This is a genomic window from Paenibacillus sp. JJ1683 (assembly GCF_053006485.1).
In genome coordinates, this window is sequence record NZ_CM129820.1 from 4,737,501 (window position 1) to 4,753,177 (window position 15,677).

A 15,677-nucleotide genomic window follows, 5' to 3' on the forward strand; every position below is an offset into this window, starting at 1 on the left:
ATCATTTATCGACCTTTCTTCCTGATAAAATAACCTCCGCTCATCAAAGAAGGGAGTAGCGCAGTTCACGATTTTGTCCGCGATCCCTAAATTCCCCGACGGCTGATTCTCTAATAAGCGAACGATAAACCAGTTTACGGAGCACGACGGTAAGATCTAATTGTAGATTCTTGAGCTCAGGATGATTCATAAGTTCATCTATAGACCAAGGTTCCCGTCTGCTGCCTAATATACGGAATATCGGAGAGGAGCACTCCTCCATTTTCGACATGACTGAAAATTCACAAGCAAGCAGTACCAGTTCAACCCGTTGCTCCAGAGTCTCCGTACTTAATGTGAGCTCGTTATACAGTTTCTCAATTGTTCGATCCAGCGGCTGCACCTGAACCCATAAGTGAACCTTTGGATAAATCCCACGTTCAATGAGTTCAATAGACGCCCAATGATCCAGTGCCTTCAGAACACTTTGATAAGCGTCAATGATCCGCCCTTCTCGCACTGCTTTCTTACCCTGAACGTAATTGACCAGAAAGCGGGAGAACTCATGAAATCGCTTCTGCTCCCGCAGTGGATCGTTAAATTCAATAATTTCCTGTCTTAAAAGACGTACCCTGTCATCCCGTTCCCAAACCATACGACCTTCTAGCACATAATCTATAATGTTGGCTTGTTCACCTGCGATAATCCAACCCTTCAGACAACTAAGCGTTGTGTACAACACTTGGCATTTTAATCCATTAATAAATAAGTGTTGTATAGATTGAACTGGCTCCCGGCCTTCTCCAATAATTAGAATGAGTTCATCAAAGTCATACAACATCGAACCGTGAAAATATTCTCCCGGCTTTCTGTACGAAATAACACCTATTGAATCTTCCTGCAACAATTCATCATGCATCAGGTTTAATTTGGTTAGCTGCACTTCACCCTCCATACCTGCAAGGCGGATATAACCGCTAAATTGGATATTTGGATACATGTGATCATTTCTACATAAATAAGAGACTTCCTTCTTCAATTGTATAATTTTTTATCTTATTTAATTATTTCTTTCAGTGTTATCCAAGCATCTTCATCTGCAAAGCTCCGACTCCACACACCAATTCCGCCCAGGTTCAGTGATTTGGCAAGTTCTACTCTTGCCTTCAGGGATATCTGATCCTCTAGCCAAATCTTTTTGACAACACCATCTTCGGTATATTCGACATAATTCTGACCTTCAGAAGCTCTATATTTGGGCTTCAACTTAAATTGGGCTACGATATCTGCTGCTGACTCCATACCAATTGATTTGGAGGTGACCTTAATCTTCCCTTCTTTGGGAGTCTCGGACCAAACGCGGGTATATAATGGAATACCTAAAACCACTTTTTGAGGCGGCACTTCGTCTTCCTGAATAATCCGCCGAATTGACGCTTCTGTCCATGGTAATGAGGCGACGGAACCAGCTTTTGGACTAGCCGCCCAATGCTCATCATACGCCATTACCATGAGATAATCTGTTATAGCACCCAATGCCTTTCGATCCAAGAAAACAGACCACATCTCACTTTGAGATTTAGGCGTAACATCAATGGACAGTATCAAATCATGTTCCCGGGCCATCGGTTTAAGTTCCCGCAAAAATTGGGTGACATTGGGGCCATCCTTCGTATGGACATTTTCAAAGTCAATATTAATACCATCCAGATCATTTTCTTGGGCAAGTGAGATCATCTGATCTACAATCGATTTTCGACGTTCAAAGGTAGATAGTGCCTCTGTTGTTATTTCGGGGTTAAAGCTGTTGCTCAACAAGCCCCATACCTCCATGCCCTTACGATGTGCCCAGCTGACATATGCCGGGTCCGCCTTGCTTTCTACAGTACCCTCATGATCAACGACGCTGAACCATGTAGGGCTCACCACATTTACTCCAGGCATAGGGTCAAATTTGGAAGGATCAGGCTTACGATTATAGACGGCTTCCCAAGCGAGATTCACAGGTTTACCCTGCCAATGCTTCTCCGAGATTGACAAATCGTCCTTAACCGAAGGTATCACAAGTTCTTCTCCTTCAGAGATACAGTCTGACTTCATGTATCCTGCATAACCATTGTCTAACTGCACAAAATACCAATCGCCCTGTTGAGACCAGATGCGTACTTTCGTCTGCTGTGATACATCTGCCAAAATAAAAGATAGACTAGAGGCTTCTTTGCGTAAAGCAATTCTAGCATCCTGTTGCCCATCTTTCTTTTCTACACTACCTAGCCTGACTTTCTCTCCGGCTTTCATCAGAATGACAGCCCCTGTTACAGGGTCTTCGTGGATGGATATACCATATACTTCACGTACAGCCTCAATGGGGATATACACCTTTCCACTGATTATCTGAGGGGCGGCGCTAAGTGCATATGTTTTACCATTCAGTTCGCCTTGTGTCTTTGCAACATTCATATGGAGCAAGCTTTGTCTCGTTGCCATAATGACGGTTTGGCTGTCATCCTCATAACGAATGGTAGGGTCAATTTGACCTTGTATCAATTTAAGCGGCATCAGCATGTTCTTGCCGGAGCTTTGAGCTTCATATCCGGTCAACTTGCCCTTCATAAAAATAGGTCGGACACTCCCCTGCCAATCGGGTTTCTCGTGAAGAGGATTACCATACCATACGACAGTAATTGCGCATATAATCGCTGCGAATAATAGCAGGCTTGCCGCTCCTTTGAATCGAGAACGTTTACGGCGGCGTCTGGAATGATTTCTGGCCAATATTGAACCTCCATTGTAAGAAATTTTGATTTCTGTATTTTGTAACTTTAACAGATTACCTGAGACAAAAAACAAAGTGATTTAAACAAAAAAACGCGGTAAATCCCCACTTATGGGGAATTCCTCACGTTTCCAATCCATTACAATATATACATACCGCACTAAAAACTTTTATCCCTTGTTTCGCTACGATTGTTTGTTACTACAAGCTTTGCATACTCCGTGTAACTCCATACGATGTCCATGCACCTCGAAGCCTGTTTCCAACGCGGCATGGCGTTCCACATCTGCCAAATACGGATAACTGAAATCTTCAATCTTTCCGCATTTTTCACAAATGATGTGATAGTGCTCCGAAATATTGGCATCATAACGACTGGCGTTATCTCCATAGGTCAACTCATGTACCATACCCGCTTCTATAAACATCTTTAAGTTATTATAAACCGTAGCCACACTCATACTTGGAAACTTGGACTCAAGCGCACGATATATTTCATCTGCAGTCGGATGCCCCATAGATTCCATTAAATAGTTTAATATGGCATGGCGCTGGGGTGTTATGCGTACACCTGTCTTCTTCAGAAGTTCCAAAGCATGCTGGACGCGTGCTGCCATATATGTCCACCGCCTTATCCCTTACTTGCAATCCTATCAATTACCACGCATCTATTTACAATTCACTTCTAAAGCTACTCACATTGTACGGTCTACTCAAGAATCTTGTCAACGCGCCGTATTGTCGCCGGATGTCCGTACAGAAGTATCGGTCGCAGGAACTTCAGGTTCACCCGGAGAACTTCCAGTTGCATCGGGCGCAGTCGATCCTCCAGAATCATCCAAGTCGGGTAACGACGGCATCAGTAACTTTTTAATGGTTAAATTGCTGTTACCCTCTACGTTAATCACATATTTGCCATCCCCGTTTTGACCTGAAATGCTTTTACTGTCTATCTTAAATGGAAAATCAGACTGAAGATTACCATAACTGCTTGAACCCTCTAACTGGAAATCTCCATTTGATGGAAGATCCAATACGATATCACCGACAGCACTGTATATTTTCCAATCTCCACCTATCCTCTCGCTATGCACTTTGATAGCGCCATTAAGCGAATTTGCATTCAGCTTGGCTGTAGAATTCAGCACATTCATGTCACCATTTTGAGTATCAACGGTAATATCCCCTTCCGAACGAGCGACCTGAATGTCACCTACCATAGTGTGGAGCGACAATGCACCTTCAATATCCCCTGCCTGCATATCGCCACGGTTCGTGCGTACATCCACATCTCCGGAAATCCGATGCAATCTAATCTGACCGTTCAGGGTGCCTCCTTTGACATTGCCGATAGCATCATTAACTGTGAGATTCCCATTACCACTCTCAAGCCGGATGCTGTCGATAGCGTCTACTCCATTCAAGGTAATATTCCCGTTGGAGGTTCTAATCTGCATATTGAAGCGCCGATCCTCTGGCACGGTGATCAACATGTTCATTCGAGGCTGACGTTTACTTGATGCTCCGTATGACTGTACCTCCGGACGAATCTGGATGGTCTTGCCATCGGTAGAAGTCAGTGAAGAAGCTTGAGCAATCTTGTCCGCTTCGGCAGCAGGCGCTTGATCCACCCATAGTGTCCCGCGCACCTCTATATTGGACACCGGCCTTCTGATTAGTGTTATATCCCCATTCACTGAATCAACTACTAAATCGGACGTCTGCATAGTTACAGGTATCAGCATACCACCCATATCATACCGATTCTCTTTAGCCTGGCTAAAATCCATAGAAGCCGATGTCAGATTGAGACTAACCCGGTTCCACAGGTACATATAATGGTTTTGCTGGGTCACGATAAAAACCGAAGCAGCCACTACCAAAGCGGACAGAATCCCCTTCAAGTCAGGTCTGAAACGTCGTCCGTTGTCAGGCTTGCCCTCTTTGCGATAATACACGCCAAAAAAAACCAAATACTCCAGACCCCAAAGCACAAAGATTACAGGCCACCACACAAGGAGCTGGAGCATATATTCCGTGTTCTGAAGCACATCTACAATCAGCAAAATGCCTACAGCCATCAACAGAAGCGAAGAGGTGTAGCGGCCGACTCTTATTTTGCGGTGCACGCCTGCTTCACCCTCTTTCTTTCAATTTTTTACGTTTAAAGGATAGAAAGGCTTCCCTTAGAAAAAGGAATAAACCGATCATCATTAATATAATGGCCAGCGTCAGGAACCCATAATCTTCGAAGAAAATGCTTAACCAGCGAGGTTTCATGCGGAACAGAATCATAAGTCCACCGCCTGCCACCAATAGCACAGCAAAAGCAAAGCCTCTTTCCCACGCATAAAATGGACTACTTTGCTGACCTCTAGCATCCATTCGTGCATATTGATCTGGCTTGCGCCGATAACGAACCATGTAATCCGCTGACTGTAAGACATCATATACATTATAAAAATATAAAACGGGTATGAACAAGCCCAGCAAAATTAGTAATGGGATGTTAATCCTCAATCCATCGGAGGAAACATACAGCATCGCAAAAATATCTAGCAGGAGCAATACAATAAATGTAAGCCCCCTAATAAATAGTCCTAAAAAAAGATGTCCCATTCCAGGTATCAGTGCTGCCATGATAATGGCAATTACTTTGCGAAATTTAGCGTATTGCAGACGCCACCGCTGTTTCTGTCCATGTGGCTGTTCAGCCTGTCCGGACTCTCCCGACGGTAACGGTTGTTCCGAGTTCATGCCATCCTCCCCTTTGAATTCCATACGTAGCTCCGCTGTAAAATACTTTGATGGTTACATAGTACCCCAATCAGATTTGATAGTAACTGTAAAAAAAAGGGTTATGATCACTCAACGGAGACGGCAGCTATATCTTCCCATTGTCGTAAATCAGCTGCAATACGCACCGGATTAAAGTCATGTCGGGCCAGCACCTCCAGGGAAACCTCCATACTCTGACGATCCGGGTGCAATTCATGAAATGGAACATTTTCATGTTCTTTAATCATGATTTTACGTATTTCCACTTTTTCCTGCTCTAAATAAGTCGAAATTTGATCGAGCAATCCGTGAGAGGACAATCCGTACAGTGTAATAAGATGAGGCTTGCGTCCACGCATATACCGAAGTTCTAATTTGTTGAACACCCATAAATTTAAAAATACGAGCACAGTTGCCGCTATAGAGGGTAAATAGAAGCCTGCTCCGACCCCAAGGCCAATGGCAGCTACGACCCAAATGGAAGCCGCCGTTGTGAGTCCAGTAATGGATTTACCTGTGAACATAATCGTACCTGCGCCCAAAAAGCCTACGCCAGTAATCACCGCCGTAGCCAAACGAGCTGGATCTATACGCACATTAGCTTCTTTAATAAAATCAGCAAAGCCGTAAATAGAGAGTAGCATAATCAGCGCCGATCCAAGACTGACCATAATGTGAGTCCGCAAACCAGCAGCATGATTGGAACGTTCTCGCTCAAAGCCAATGAATCCACCGAGAAGCATGGACAGTAATAGCCGTAAAATGATATGTGAATCATCTATAATCCACGGATTATTCATTCGAGTCTCTCCTCCCGGTTATGTCGTGCTTCCCTGTCCGGGCACGCGGTTTGTGAGTATTATTCCACGTTATGCAAATGGTAGGTGGTTAATTCCACGCCTGGGGCCACTTCTGCTGCGGAAACAGGACGAAAACCATGTTTTTGATAAAGCGTCACCGCAGGAGTGTTTAAAGTTCCAGTGGTGACGATAAACAGGGGAACATTCCGATATTCATTCAAAACATGCTTCATTAAGGAGTCCGCAATCCCTTTGCGAAAATGATCTGGATGAACCATCATACGTGTAAGGGTAAGCGAACCAGATGACTCAGACTGCACAGCTAGTGCTCCTAGCAGTTCATCATCCTCCAGCCACCCATAAAAAGACTCCCCGCAGCTTCTCAGCGTCTCCAATGTATCCATCAGTGGAGGAATCTCATCAAATCCAATCAGTTCAGCTTCCAGTCTATAAGCGACATGCTGAAGACGCCATATCTGACTGACAATATTATCATCTTCCAATGAACATAGGGTAACCATGCTGTTTGCCCTCCTAAGGAAACTCATCATATGTCATCACGCTTCTAATACGTGTTTGATGCCCCATTCGTGTCTTTGCACCTATGCAAAAGGGGCCTGTCCCTAAAAGACAAGCCCCTGTCATAACTATGCCATTAACGGTTCAACACTTCTGTCAGCAACTTATTAGCGAGGCCAGGGTTAGCTTTGCCCTTGCTCTCCTTCATCACTTGACCGACCAAGAAGCCGATGGCCTTTTGCTTGCCAGCTTTGTAATCCTCGACCGATTGCGGGTTGGCTGCTACAACTTGTTCGACAATTGTCAGAATTGCACCTTCATCACTGATTTGCACAAGCCCTTTTTCTTCAACAATTTGCTGTGGCAGTTTATCACTTTCCAGCATTTCCTTGAAGACCGTTTTGGCAATTTTACTATTGATCGTACCCTTCTCCAGTAGTCCGATCATTTCACCCAAGCCCCGACCTGTCAATTTAACCTGCGACAATTCTACATTGGCACTGTTCAAATAGCCGAGTAAATCCCCCATAATCCAGTTGGATACGGCTTTGGCATCCTTGGTGTACTGAAGACTATCCTCGAACAAATCAGCCAATGGCTTGGAGGACGTAATTACCTGTGCATCATACTCAGGTAATCCATATTCCGAAGTGTAACGTGCTTTACGCTGGTCGGGTAATTCAGGAATCGAAGCACGGATACGCTCTTTCCACTCCTCATCAATATGCAGTGTAACGAGATCCGGGTCCGGGAAATAACGATAGTCGTGCGCCTGTTCCTTACCACGCATGGACAGTGTTTTACCCTGTGCCTCATCCCAGCGACGTGTTTCCTGTACGATCGTTCCACCTTCGTCCAGCGTCTGTTCTTGCCGGAACTGCTCATATTCCAGTCCGCGCTGTACGCCACGGAAGGAGTTCATGTTTTTCAGTTCCGCTTTGGTTCCCAGCTCTTTTTGTCCATGCGGACGAAGACTGATATTCGCATCGCAACGAAGCGAGCCTTCCTCCATCTTCACATCGGATACGTCACAATACTGCATAATGGCACGTATTTTTTCCAGATAAGCCTTGGCTTCTTCCGGCGAAGATATATCCGGTTCCGAAACGATTTCAACCAACGGTGTGCCGACCCGGTTAAAATCAACCAAAGACGCATAGCCACCATCAACGTGGGTTAATTTCCCCGCGTCCTCTTCCAGATGCAACCGGGTAATGCCGATACGCTTGGTTTCACCGTTCACTTCAATATCAATCCAGCCATGCTCACCGATCGGTTGGTCATATTGCGAAATTTGGTAAGCCTTCGGTGAATCGGGGTAGAAATAGTTTTTGCGGTCAAATTTGCTGACATCAGCGATGGTGCAATTGAGCGCCATTGCCGCTTTCATAGCATAATCAACGGCTTGACGGTTCAATACCGGCAATACCCCCGGATGTCCTAGACAGACCGGACATGTATGAGAGTTTGGCGGTGCTCCGAAGGATGTCGAGCATCCACAAAATATTTTGGACTTCGTATGCAATTCCACATGGACTTCAAGTCCAATGACCGTCTCATACTTCGATGTAGTTGTAGACATGAATAGGTTCCCTCCTTTTTGGCAAATTACAGCTGCGGACGCTGCTTGTGAAATTCAGTATTTTGTTCGAATGCATGCGCTACGCGCAGTACAGAAGACTCGTCAAAGGCTTTCCCGATAATTTGTAGTCCGACTGGCATTCCATCTGCAAGACCACAAGGAATACTGATCGCCGGCACGCCAGCCAAACTCACTGGAATCGTCAAAATATCGTTCAAATACATTGTCAATGGGTCGTCTACTTGGGAACCGATTTTGAACGCGGTAGTCGGTGCAGTAGGCCCGATAATCACATCATATTGTTCAAATACACGATCAAAATCCTGTTTGATCAGTGTGCGCACTTTTTGAGCTTTCAAATAATAAGCATCGTAGTACCCGGAGCTGAGTGCATAGGTACCGAGCATAATCCGACGCTTCACCTCAGGACCAAACCCTTGCGTACGGGACTGATGGTACAGATCGAGCAGGTTATCCGGATTGTCAGCGCGTACACCATAGCGCACGCCGTCAAAGCGGGCCAGATTGGACGATGCTTCAGATGAAGCCAGTAGGTAGTACGTTGCAACTGCATATTCCGTGTGCGGAAGAGATACCTCTTCCCATACAGCGCCCAATCCTTCCAGTGTTTTCAGTGCATCAAGCACCTTTTCCTTGACCTGTGGATCTACGCCTTCACCAAGATACTCTTTAGGCACAGCGATACGAAGTCCCTTCACATCTCCGGTTAAAGCGTTCAAATAATCAGGAATGTCTACCTTCGCAGAAGTGGAGTCCTTCTGGTCATAGCCTGCAATGGCTTGCAGGACATAGGCCGAATCCTGAACATTTTTTGTAATCGGACCGATTTGGTCTAAAGATGAAGCAAAGGCCACCAGTCCAAAACGGGATACCAGACCATAGGTTGGTTTTAGGCCAACTACGCCGCAATAAGAAGCGGGCTGGCGAATGGAGCCGCCTGTATCGGAACCGAGCGTGAAATAAGCTTCACCCGCCGCAACAGCTGCAGCCGAGCCGCCACTGGAACCGCCGGGAACACGTTCTAAATCCCAAGGATTACGTGCAGGGAAAAAGCTGGAGTTCTCGTTCGAACCACCCATGGCGAATTCGTCCATGTTCATTTTACCAAGTGTCACCGTTTGCGCTGCGCGTAACTTACCGACAACTGTGGCATCGTAAACAGGATCAAAATTTTTCAAAAACTGACTGCCACATGTTGTGCGCAGCCCTTCCGTCACGATATTATCCTTAATACCGACCGGCAGACCAAACAACAACCCTCGTTCCTCTCCCGAAACCAGCTGATCATCCAGCTGACGTGCGGATGCCCGAGCCCGTTCCTCGTCGACAGTAATATAGGCCCTGATCTTCTCTTCCCGCGCATCAATTGTCTCCAGAGCGTGCCCCACTAGATCACTCACGGAAATTTCCTTTTGATGCAGCTTGTTATGTATTTCCGGCAATGTGTTATTAAACAAGCTCAATTTGCATCCTCCTTTCAAATGTGAAATCTATTCCAGAACAGCAGGAACTTTAAACTGTCCATCTTCTTCTTCAGGTGCATTACGCATCACTTGCTCATGCGTCAAACTTTCGCGAACTTCGTCGTCTCGCATGACATTGCTGACGTGCAGCACATGAGTGGTCGGTTTTACCTGCTCCGTATCCAGCTCATTCAGCTTCTCCGCATAATGGAGAATGGCGTTTAATTGCCCTGTCATGGTTTCTTCCTCAGTCTCGGTCAAATTCAATCGGGACAGCCTGGCTACGTGACGGACATCTTCCTTGGAAATGTTCATTCAAAACCCTCCTCATGTATATATAAAAATCCAATAAGCGACTGGAATCGGATTTTGCAAAATCCTGGTATCAAAAATGTTACACCGAACTTTGAAATAACGTTTTTAATTATAGGATAGAACCCTATACAATTCAATCTTTGACGCGGTACAGAAGCAGACTGTACATCAATGAGGTAAATGTTACTAAAAGAATATAAAAAAAGCACCTCTCGGTGCTCTTTCAAGAAAACTATAGCAGCTGAAATCGTGCCCATTATATATTGTTAAAAAGAGTCGGCAACAGCCGATTCCTATATCCAAGCACGCAAATTAACTTGTTTAATAAAATCAGCCTGTGACAACAATTCTGCCGCGGTTTCTTCTTCCTCAGTCTCTACTGAATCATGACCACCGTTCATCACATGTCTGAACAGCTTCTCATTATGAGTAGCAAGGGCGTAATCTATCAGCGCTTCACGCTCAATCCGCTCGGCTTCCAGCTTGAGAATACTTTCTTCCAGCTCAATGTCCCCGGATGGTACGAAAAAATTGCGATTCACCTTCGGTACGCGAATGACATAGTCAAAAGCATTGTCCGCATTACGGTCGTAAGCAATGATATAACCATGTTCGCCCACAGGAAGATTCTGCTCAAAAGCATCCGCGACGATCATAATTCTAGCTCCTAAATGATGCATCGTTAGCCCCCCCGTTTGTCTGAACTTATCTGCTAAGTCTACTAAAAAAAAGGTAGCTTGTCTATATCATCTATGTATCTTCATAATCGACCGTCTCCACGTCCAAATCTATGCTCATTAAGCCGTATATGCCAGTTTTGCGTAAGGGTTCCGCCCTGCCGTTTCACCTTTTTCCAAGTTATGATCTTCGGTTCGGAACCTACCACAACATCTTCAATATCTACTATTTTGGGAAGACGGAAACTACCTTCTTTCTCACGGTGTACCTCATATATATGTTTTCTTTTCATTCTTGCTCCCCCTTGTGATCTGACGGCTTCATGCCTCTTTATCCTCTTAATGGGCAAAAAAAAGAACGCAAACCGGGATTCATCCACAGCTTGCGTGCTTCGCGAGTTTAGTATGTAACTTCAATAAATTTATGTTAACAAAAATGAAACCCTTTGTCTATACATAATTTATATTTTGTTGTCGAATTGAGGCAAAACCTGTCACTTCTTTGATTTTGCCTCAATTAATTAACGTTTATCAAATTTACCGGATATACGGATTGTTGGCTTTCTCATAACCAATGGATGTTTTGGGTCCGTGACCACAATAGACCGTAACGTCATCTCCGAGCGGAAACAATTTATTCTGAATGGAATCGTACAAATCACGTTCCCGCCCCCTCGGCAGGTCGGTACGTCCGACACCCTGACGGAATAGCACATCCCCGGAGAAAAGATCTTTGCCACACAAGAAGCTAACACTTCCGGGTGAATGCCCCGGTGTATGGAACACCTTGAACGTGTGCCCGATTAGATTTAATTGCTGACCTTCCGCCAAATCATATTCGGCAGGTCCTGTCGAGATCGGTGGAGAAGCCTCTGGCCACATCAGGGAGCCATTCAGCTTAGGAGATGTGAGCCAGTCTTGCTCCAAGGCGTGCAGATACACCGGGCATCCTTTCGCATTGCGAATCTCCTCCACTCCTCCAATATGGTCAAAATGGGCATGGGTCAGCAGGATAGCTTCAATGGTCAGGGATTCAATCGCTCTCAGCAAAGGTCCCGGATTCATTCCTGGATCAATAATAACGGCGCGCTGTGGATCATCCCCTTGAAGCAAATAAGCATTCGTTTGAAGTGGACCCAGATTAAAGCTGCGAATGGATAAGGTCATAAGTTAAAATCCCGAGATCAGCTCGCGTAATTCCTGAACAATCACAGGATGAACCTCGGTTCCCTCCCCATATTTTGCAGCCATTTCTTTGCGAGCAACTGCGATTTTTTCTTGATAATCATCGGCTTCCCGATCTGGATTTTCACGTTTGAATTCGATCATAATTTGTTGGACATGTGCAGGACGTGGTCCCCAGTGACCTAGTACGTGACCCCCAGTATCCGCAAAAATCACAATCGGCACAGCACGTCCGCCCATCGTCAGGAAGTCGTCCATCAGCGCCTGATGATTTTCCAGAATCAATACTTCAGTTGGAATACCGCTATTCTCCAGCGCGCGAAACACAACTGGCACATTGCGTACTACATCCCCACACCAGTCGGCAGCCAATATAAGCACACGCAGATCATCACGATGGTTCAGGCTTTCAAAAAACTCCCGATCCTCTTCGCGGCTCCACACAAACTGATCGTATCCGGAGCGGAAGGCTTCTTTGTTCTTTTCCATGCCCTCCATAAATTGTTCAGGACTCAAGCCCTTGCCGAAATATTGCGATACGTTAGTACGGCTCATGTTATACACTTCCTTTTTTGTTTTTGGCTACAATCCATTTGATAACAAAATAAATGATCAAGAGCGCAAGAGCAACTAGCAAAATGGGTTTGATGTAAGGTGCTGCCACTTCGTCAATTTGCTCCCACTTGTCTCCCAGCAGCATACCTAAATATATAAACAAAACAGACCAAGGTATAATCGCTAGCGTCGTCAAAATAATAAAGCGCCATACGTTCATTCGAGCCAACCCGGCAGGGATTGAGATCGCGTGACGAACAACAGGGATAAAGCGAGCTGTGAAAATGACTCCTGTGCCATATTTATTGAACCAGGCTTCAGCGTGGTCAACATGACTTTTTTTAATGAGTATGTATTTCCCATACTTATCTAATACGGGTCTGCCACCATAGCGTCCAATCCAGTAAATGAACAGTTGGGCCAGCACCCCGCCAATCGTTCCGAACACGACTGCGCCAAAAAAATTAATATGACCTGAGGACACTAAAAAGCCGCCGTAAGCGAGGACAATTTCACTTGGAATGACCTCCACCATCAAGCCTAGCATAATACCAAAATACCCAAGACTACGAATGATCTCAAACAAATAATTAATGATACTAGATATATGGTCCATTTTTTCTTCCCACTCCCTGCCTGTTTCTCTATTTTCATTAGTGTATCACAGCGGCAGAACACGCCGCCACTTCGCTCAAATAGGGAGGTCAGTGACCCCGGCTCCTCTGCCCGCATAAGTTGTGAGAGAGAGGAGGGGGTACAATATGCCTCCCGGCAAATTCCCCAAACATGACAATTCACAATCCCGTTTGCCCACGGCTCGCGGGATCCGCCGCGCATGCTGCAAAGAGCTGTACCGAACCTGCAAACGTCTGCCTGTTCACATTGCTCCTGATCTGGTCAAGCAGGGCGAGGAGCTATATTGCCGCAAGGTCGTCGGCCACCTCATCTGGATTGCGGAAAACCATAGCAATCGCAAACTACTGTGCGACTGGTGGGACGAAGATGTCAGCGAGGAGCTCGCGGCATTGTGGAAGGTGGATCGCGATGTTTTGTGCACCGCTTTTAGAAGTGCCTATGGCGGGTAGAGGTTTGCGTACAGCAACCATGAACTGTAATCTACAAAAAAGTGGAGCCACCCCGCAGTGGCTCCACTTTCACTATATTCTTAGCTGTGTGTCTGCTTCTGCCCCGCTCCTTCTGGAAGCAAATCCGCACAAGCACGTTCCAAATAAGGATCAGCATGTATAAAATCCCGAAATGCTGTGTACTCACGCCACAGAACGGATCGTTCTCCCGCTTGGCCTTTGACAGCACGAATCAGAATATTTTTAGGTGTGTGCTCCATGTCGATAAATTCCAAGAGCTGTGTCCGATACCCCATCATATCCAGCAGCTTGGCCCGGATTCCATCCGTTGCCAGTGCAGAAAAACGCTCCTTTAAAATGCCATGGGAGAGCAAAGGCTCCAAGACCGGGTTTTCCAGTTGGCTAAACAGCTCATGCTGGCAGCACGGAACTGATAAAATGACAGACGCTCCCCAGCGGACAGCCTTTTCCAGCGCTGCATCTGTTGCTGTATCGCATGCATGCAAGGTAACGACCATATCCACCTGCTCCAGTTCATTGTAGTCTGCGATATCTCCGACCAGAAACTCCAACTGTCGATATTGCAGCTTTTGCGCCAGAACATTACAGGTTTCAATAACATCTGCCTTTAAGTCCAAACCGACAATCTGCAAAGGTCGTTTTTGCTGTACTGCCAAATAGTGATACAAGGCAAAGGTCAAATACGATTTGCCGCAGCCAAAATCCACAATCGTCAATGGGCGGCCTACCGGAAGGCTGGGCAATACATCCTGCACCATTTCGAGAAAACGGTTGATTTGACGGAATTTATCGTATTTGCGGGCCAGCACCTTGCCGTCCTCATTCATAATCCCCAGCTCAATCAGGAAAGGAATACGTTCTCCTTCCTCAAGCACATATTGCTTTTTGCGATTATGAGACAGATCGGCTTTACTTTTGCTCGGTGACTTTGTCAGAATGGATACTTTATATTTTTTACTGATCAGCACCTGATAGTCTGCATCCTTGGCACATAGAAGTCCTTGGCGGAATGTGTCCTCAAACAAGACAGTCATGCGCTCATTAGCTTCATCAGGGGTCAGATTTTCATGAATGACTTTGTTGCTGTAATGAAAGGCAAACTGGTAATGCAGTTTGTTTTTCAATTCCACAGGTTTGATTTGCACTTTAGTAAAAGAAGCATCCTCACGTTTGCGCAGCTGACTCAGCGTTGCTGTTATGAGGGAGCCTCCCGTGGTCAATTGGTATACAAGTTCGCGCAGTGAATCCAAAAGGTACATCTCACTTTCTTTCATGTAATTGGGTGATCTCGGACAAACCCTCGATGATTTCCCGGCGTGAAATTCCACCCCGCTCTAGCTCTGCATCGGTCTTATCCAGTAACTGACTGTAAAATGCCTCTGCTTCCGATCCCAGCTCTGGCTGCTCCCATGCCAATCCAAACCAGACATCGGCGGCTTGGTCCAGTCTGTTTTCCCGCTCATAATGAACAGCCAGTAGCTTGCTGGTTTCAGGAGAAAGCTCATATTCATGAACCAGTTGTACGATACACGCTATTCGTTCAGGCAGGACCTGTAGATCACGATTCGCGCCATTCAGATCGCTGTACAAATATAAATGAAGAGATTTCATTAAAATTCGTTTGCCCTCGTCTATTCTGCTGGTCTCCATGTATATAACAGCTTCTTCTTCCAGAATGCGAGCCACTTGCTGAAGCTCATCCGCTTCCATCCCAGGGCCCATTCGGAAAAGCTCAATAATTTGTTCTGGCGGCAATCGTCTGAGCAAATCTGAACGAAGGCGAAACTGCTTGTTGAGTAGGTCATCTAGCTGTTTTAGCGCTTCGACGTGTTTATTTTCACGCCTCAGACCGAGCACTGATGCTACTGCTGATGTCAATTCTTCCATCATACTAAGCAAATAATCTTTTCTAAGCAAGCCG

18 protein-coding genes are annotated in these 15,677 nt (G+C 45.7%); 1 reads left to right on the forward strand and 17 read right to left on the reverse strand.

The features are described from left to right. Positions 1–43: 43 nt before the first annotated feature. The 15 genes from ACUC6J_RS20460 to ACUC6J_RS20530 all read right to left on the reverse strand — a co-directional run bounded on the left by ACUC6J_RS20460 (position 44) and on the right by ACUC6J_RS20530 (position 13,266). Positions 44–979, reverse strand: a complete 936-nt coding sequence (locus ACUC6J_RS20460) for a nucleotidyltransferase-like protein (RefSeq protein WP_447249346.1) — start codon at positions 977–979, stop codon at positions 44–46. A gap of 56 nt (positions 980–1,035) precedes the next feature. Continuing rightward, the gene (locus ACUC6J_RS20465) at positions 1,036–2,754 is read right to left on the reverse strand and encodes a glycosyl hydrolase family 18 protein (RefSeq protein WP_447249347.1); all 1,719 of its coding nucleotides are present in this window, start codon (positions 2,752–2,754) and stop codon (positions 1,036–1,038) included. 186 nt (positions 2,755–2,940) lie between these two features. After that, positions 2,941–3,372, reverse strand: coding sequence for a Fur family transcriptional regulator (locus ACUC6J_RS20470; protein WP_013373015.1), 432 nt, complete (start codon positions 3,370–3,372; stop codon positions 2,941–2,943). Between the two features lie 108 nt (positions 3,373–3,480). Next, the gene (locus ACUC6J_RS20475) at positions 3,481–4,884 is read right to left on the reverse strand and encodes a DUF4097 family beta strand repeat-containing protein (RefSeq protein ID WP_447249348.1); all 1,404 of its coding nucleotides are present in this window, start codon (positions 4,882–4,884) and stop codon (positions 3,481–3,483) included. Positions 4,885–4,891: 7 nt separating this feature from the next. After that, a complete protein-coding gene (locus ACUC6J_RS20480) occupies positions 4,892–5,536 on the reverse strand; it encodes a hypothetical protein (protein WP_447249349.1) in 645 nt (214 codons plus the stop codon). An 83-nt stretch (positions 5,537–5,619) separates the two neighbouring features. Continuing rightward, positions 5,620–6,333, reverse strand: a complete 714-nt coding sequence (locus ACUC6J_RS20485) for an MgtC/SapB family protein (protein WP_016820257.1) — start codon at positions 6,331–6,333, stop codon at positions 5,620–5,622. A 59-nt stretch (positions 6,334–6,392) separates the two neighbouring features. Next, positions 6,393–6,854, reverse strand: coding sequence for a GNAT family N-acetyltransferase (locus ACUC6J_RS20490; protein ID WP_019688591.1), 462 nt, complete (start codon positions 6,852–6,854; stop codon positions 6,393–6,395). A 134-nt stretch (positions 6,855–6,988) separates the two neighbouring features. Next, positions 6,989–8,434, reverse strand: a complete 1,446-nt coding sequence (gene gatB / locus ACUC6J_RS20495) for an Asp-tRNA(Asn)/Glu-tRNA(Gln) amidotransferase subunit GatB (protein WP_016820259.1) — start codon at positions 8,432–8,434, stop codon at positions 6,989–6,991. 26 nt (positions 8,435–8,460) lie between these two features. After that, positions 8,461–9,918 carry an Asp-tRNA(Asn)/Glu-tRNA(Gln) amidotransferase subunit GatA gene (gatA, locus tag ACUC6J_RS20500; RefSeq protein WP_039276213.1) on the reverse strand — a complete coding sequence of 486 codons (1,458 nt, stop codon included), beginning with the start codon at positions 9,916–9,918 and terminating at the stop codon, positions 8,461–8,463. A 27-nt stretch (positions 9,919–9,945) separates the two neighbouring features. Next, on the reverse strand, positions 9,946–10,233 hold the full coding sequence (gene gatC, locus ACUC6J_RS20505; RefSeq protein WP_016820261.1) for an Asp-tRNA(Asn)/Glu-tRNA(Gln) amidotransferase subunit GatC: 288 nt from the start codon (positions 10,231–10,233) through the stop codon (positions 9,946–9,948). 293 nt (positions 10,234–10,526) lie between these two features. Further along, the gene (locus ACUC6J_RS20510; protein ID WP_016324719.1) at positions 10,527–10,913 is read right to left on the reverse strand and encodes a hypothetical protein; all 387 of its coding nucleotides are present in this window, start codon (positions 10,911–10,913) and stop codon (positions 10,527–10,529) included. 80 nt (positions 10,914–10,993) lie between these two features. After that, positions 10,994–11,203, reverse strand: coding sequence for a hypothetical protein (locus ACUC6J_RS20515; protein WP_016820262.1), 210 nt, complete (start codon positions 11,201–11,203; stop codon positions 10,994–10,996). Positions 11,204–11,447: 244 nt separating this feature from the next. Further along, entirely contained in the window at positions 11,448–12,077 is a 630-nt protein-coding gene (locus ACUC6J_RS20520; RefSeq protein WP_447249350.1) for an MBL fold metallo-hydrolase, read from the reverse strand. Positions 12,078–12,080: 3 nt separating this feature from the next. Then, positions 12,081–12,650: a thioredoxin family protein gene (locus ACUC6J_RS20525; RefSeq protein ID WP_016820264.1), complete on the reverse strand. Its 570-nt coding sequence runs from the start codon at positions 12,648–12,650 to the stop codon at positions 12,081–12,083. Position 12,651: 1 nt separating this feature from the next. Then, on the reverse strand, positions 12,652–13,266 hold the full coding sequence (locus tag ACUC6J_RS20530; protein WP_013373027.1) for a DedA family protein: 615 nt from the start codon (positions 13,264–13,266) through the stop codon (positions 12,652–12,654). A gap of 145 nt (positions 13,267–13,411) precedes the next feature. On the opposite strand from ACUC6J_RS20530, the gene ACUC6J_RS20535 reads away from it, so the two are divergent. Next, positions 13,412–13,735 (forward strand): hypothetical protein, encoded by a 324-nt coding sequence (locus ACUC6J_RS20535; protein WP_017425943.1) that lies wholly within the window; start codon positions 13,412–13,414, stop codon positions 13,733–13,735. Between the two features lie 80 nt (positions 13,736–13,815). On the opposite strand, the gene ACUC6J_RS20540 is transcribed toward ACUC6J_RS20535, so the two are convergent. Together ACUC6J_RS20540 and ACUC6J_RS20545 are read right to left on the reverse strand one after the other, a co-directional pair. Beyond that, positions 13,816–15,030: a class I SAM-dependent methyltransferase gene (locus ACUC6J_RS20540; RefSeq protein WP_222822026.1), complete on the reverse strand. Its 1,215-nt coding sequence runs from the start codon at positions 15,028–15,030 to the stop codon at positions 13,816–13,818. Further along, on the reverse strand, positions 15,017–15,673 hold the full coding sequence (locus ACUC6J_RS20545) for a DUF6483 family protein (protein ID WP_447249351.1): 657 nt from the start codon (positions 15,671–15,673) through the stop codon (positions 15,017–15,019). The genes ACUC6J_RS20540 and ACUC6J_RS20545 overlap by 14 nt, the downstream gene beginning before the upstream one ends. Between the last annotated feature and the right edge of the window lie 4 nt (positions 15,674–15,677).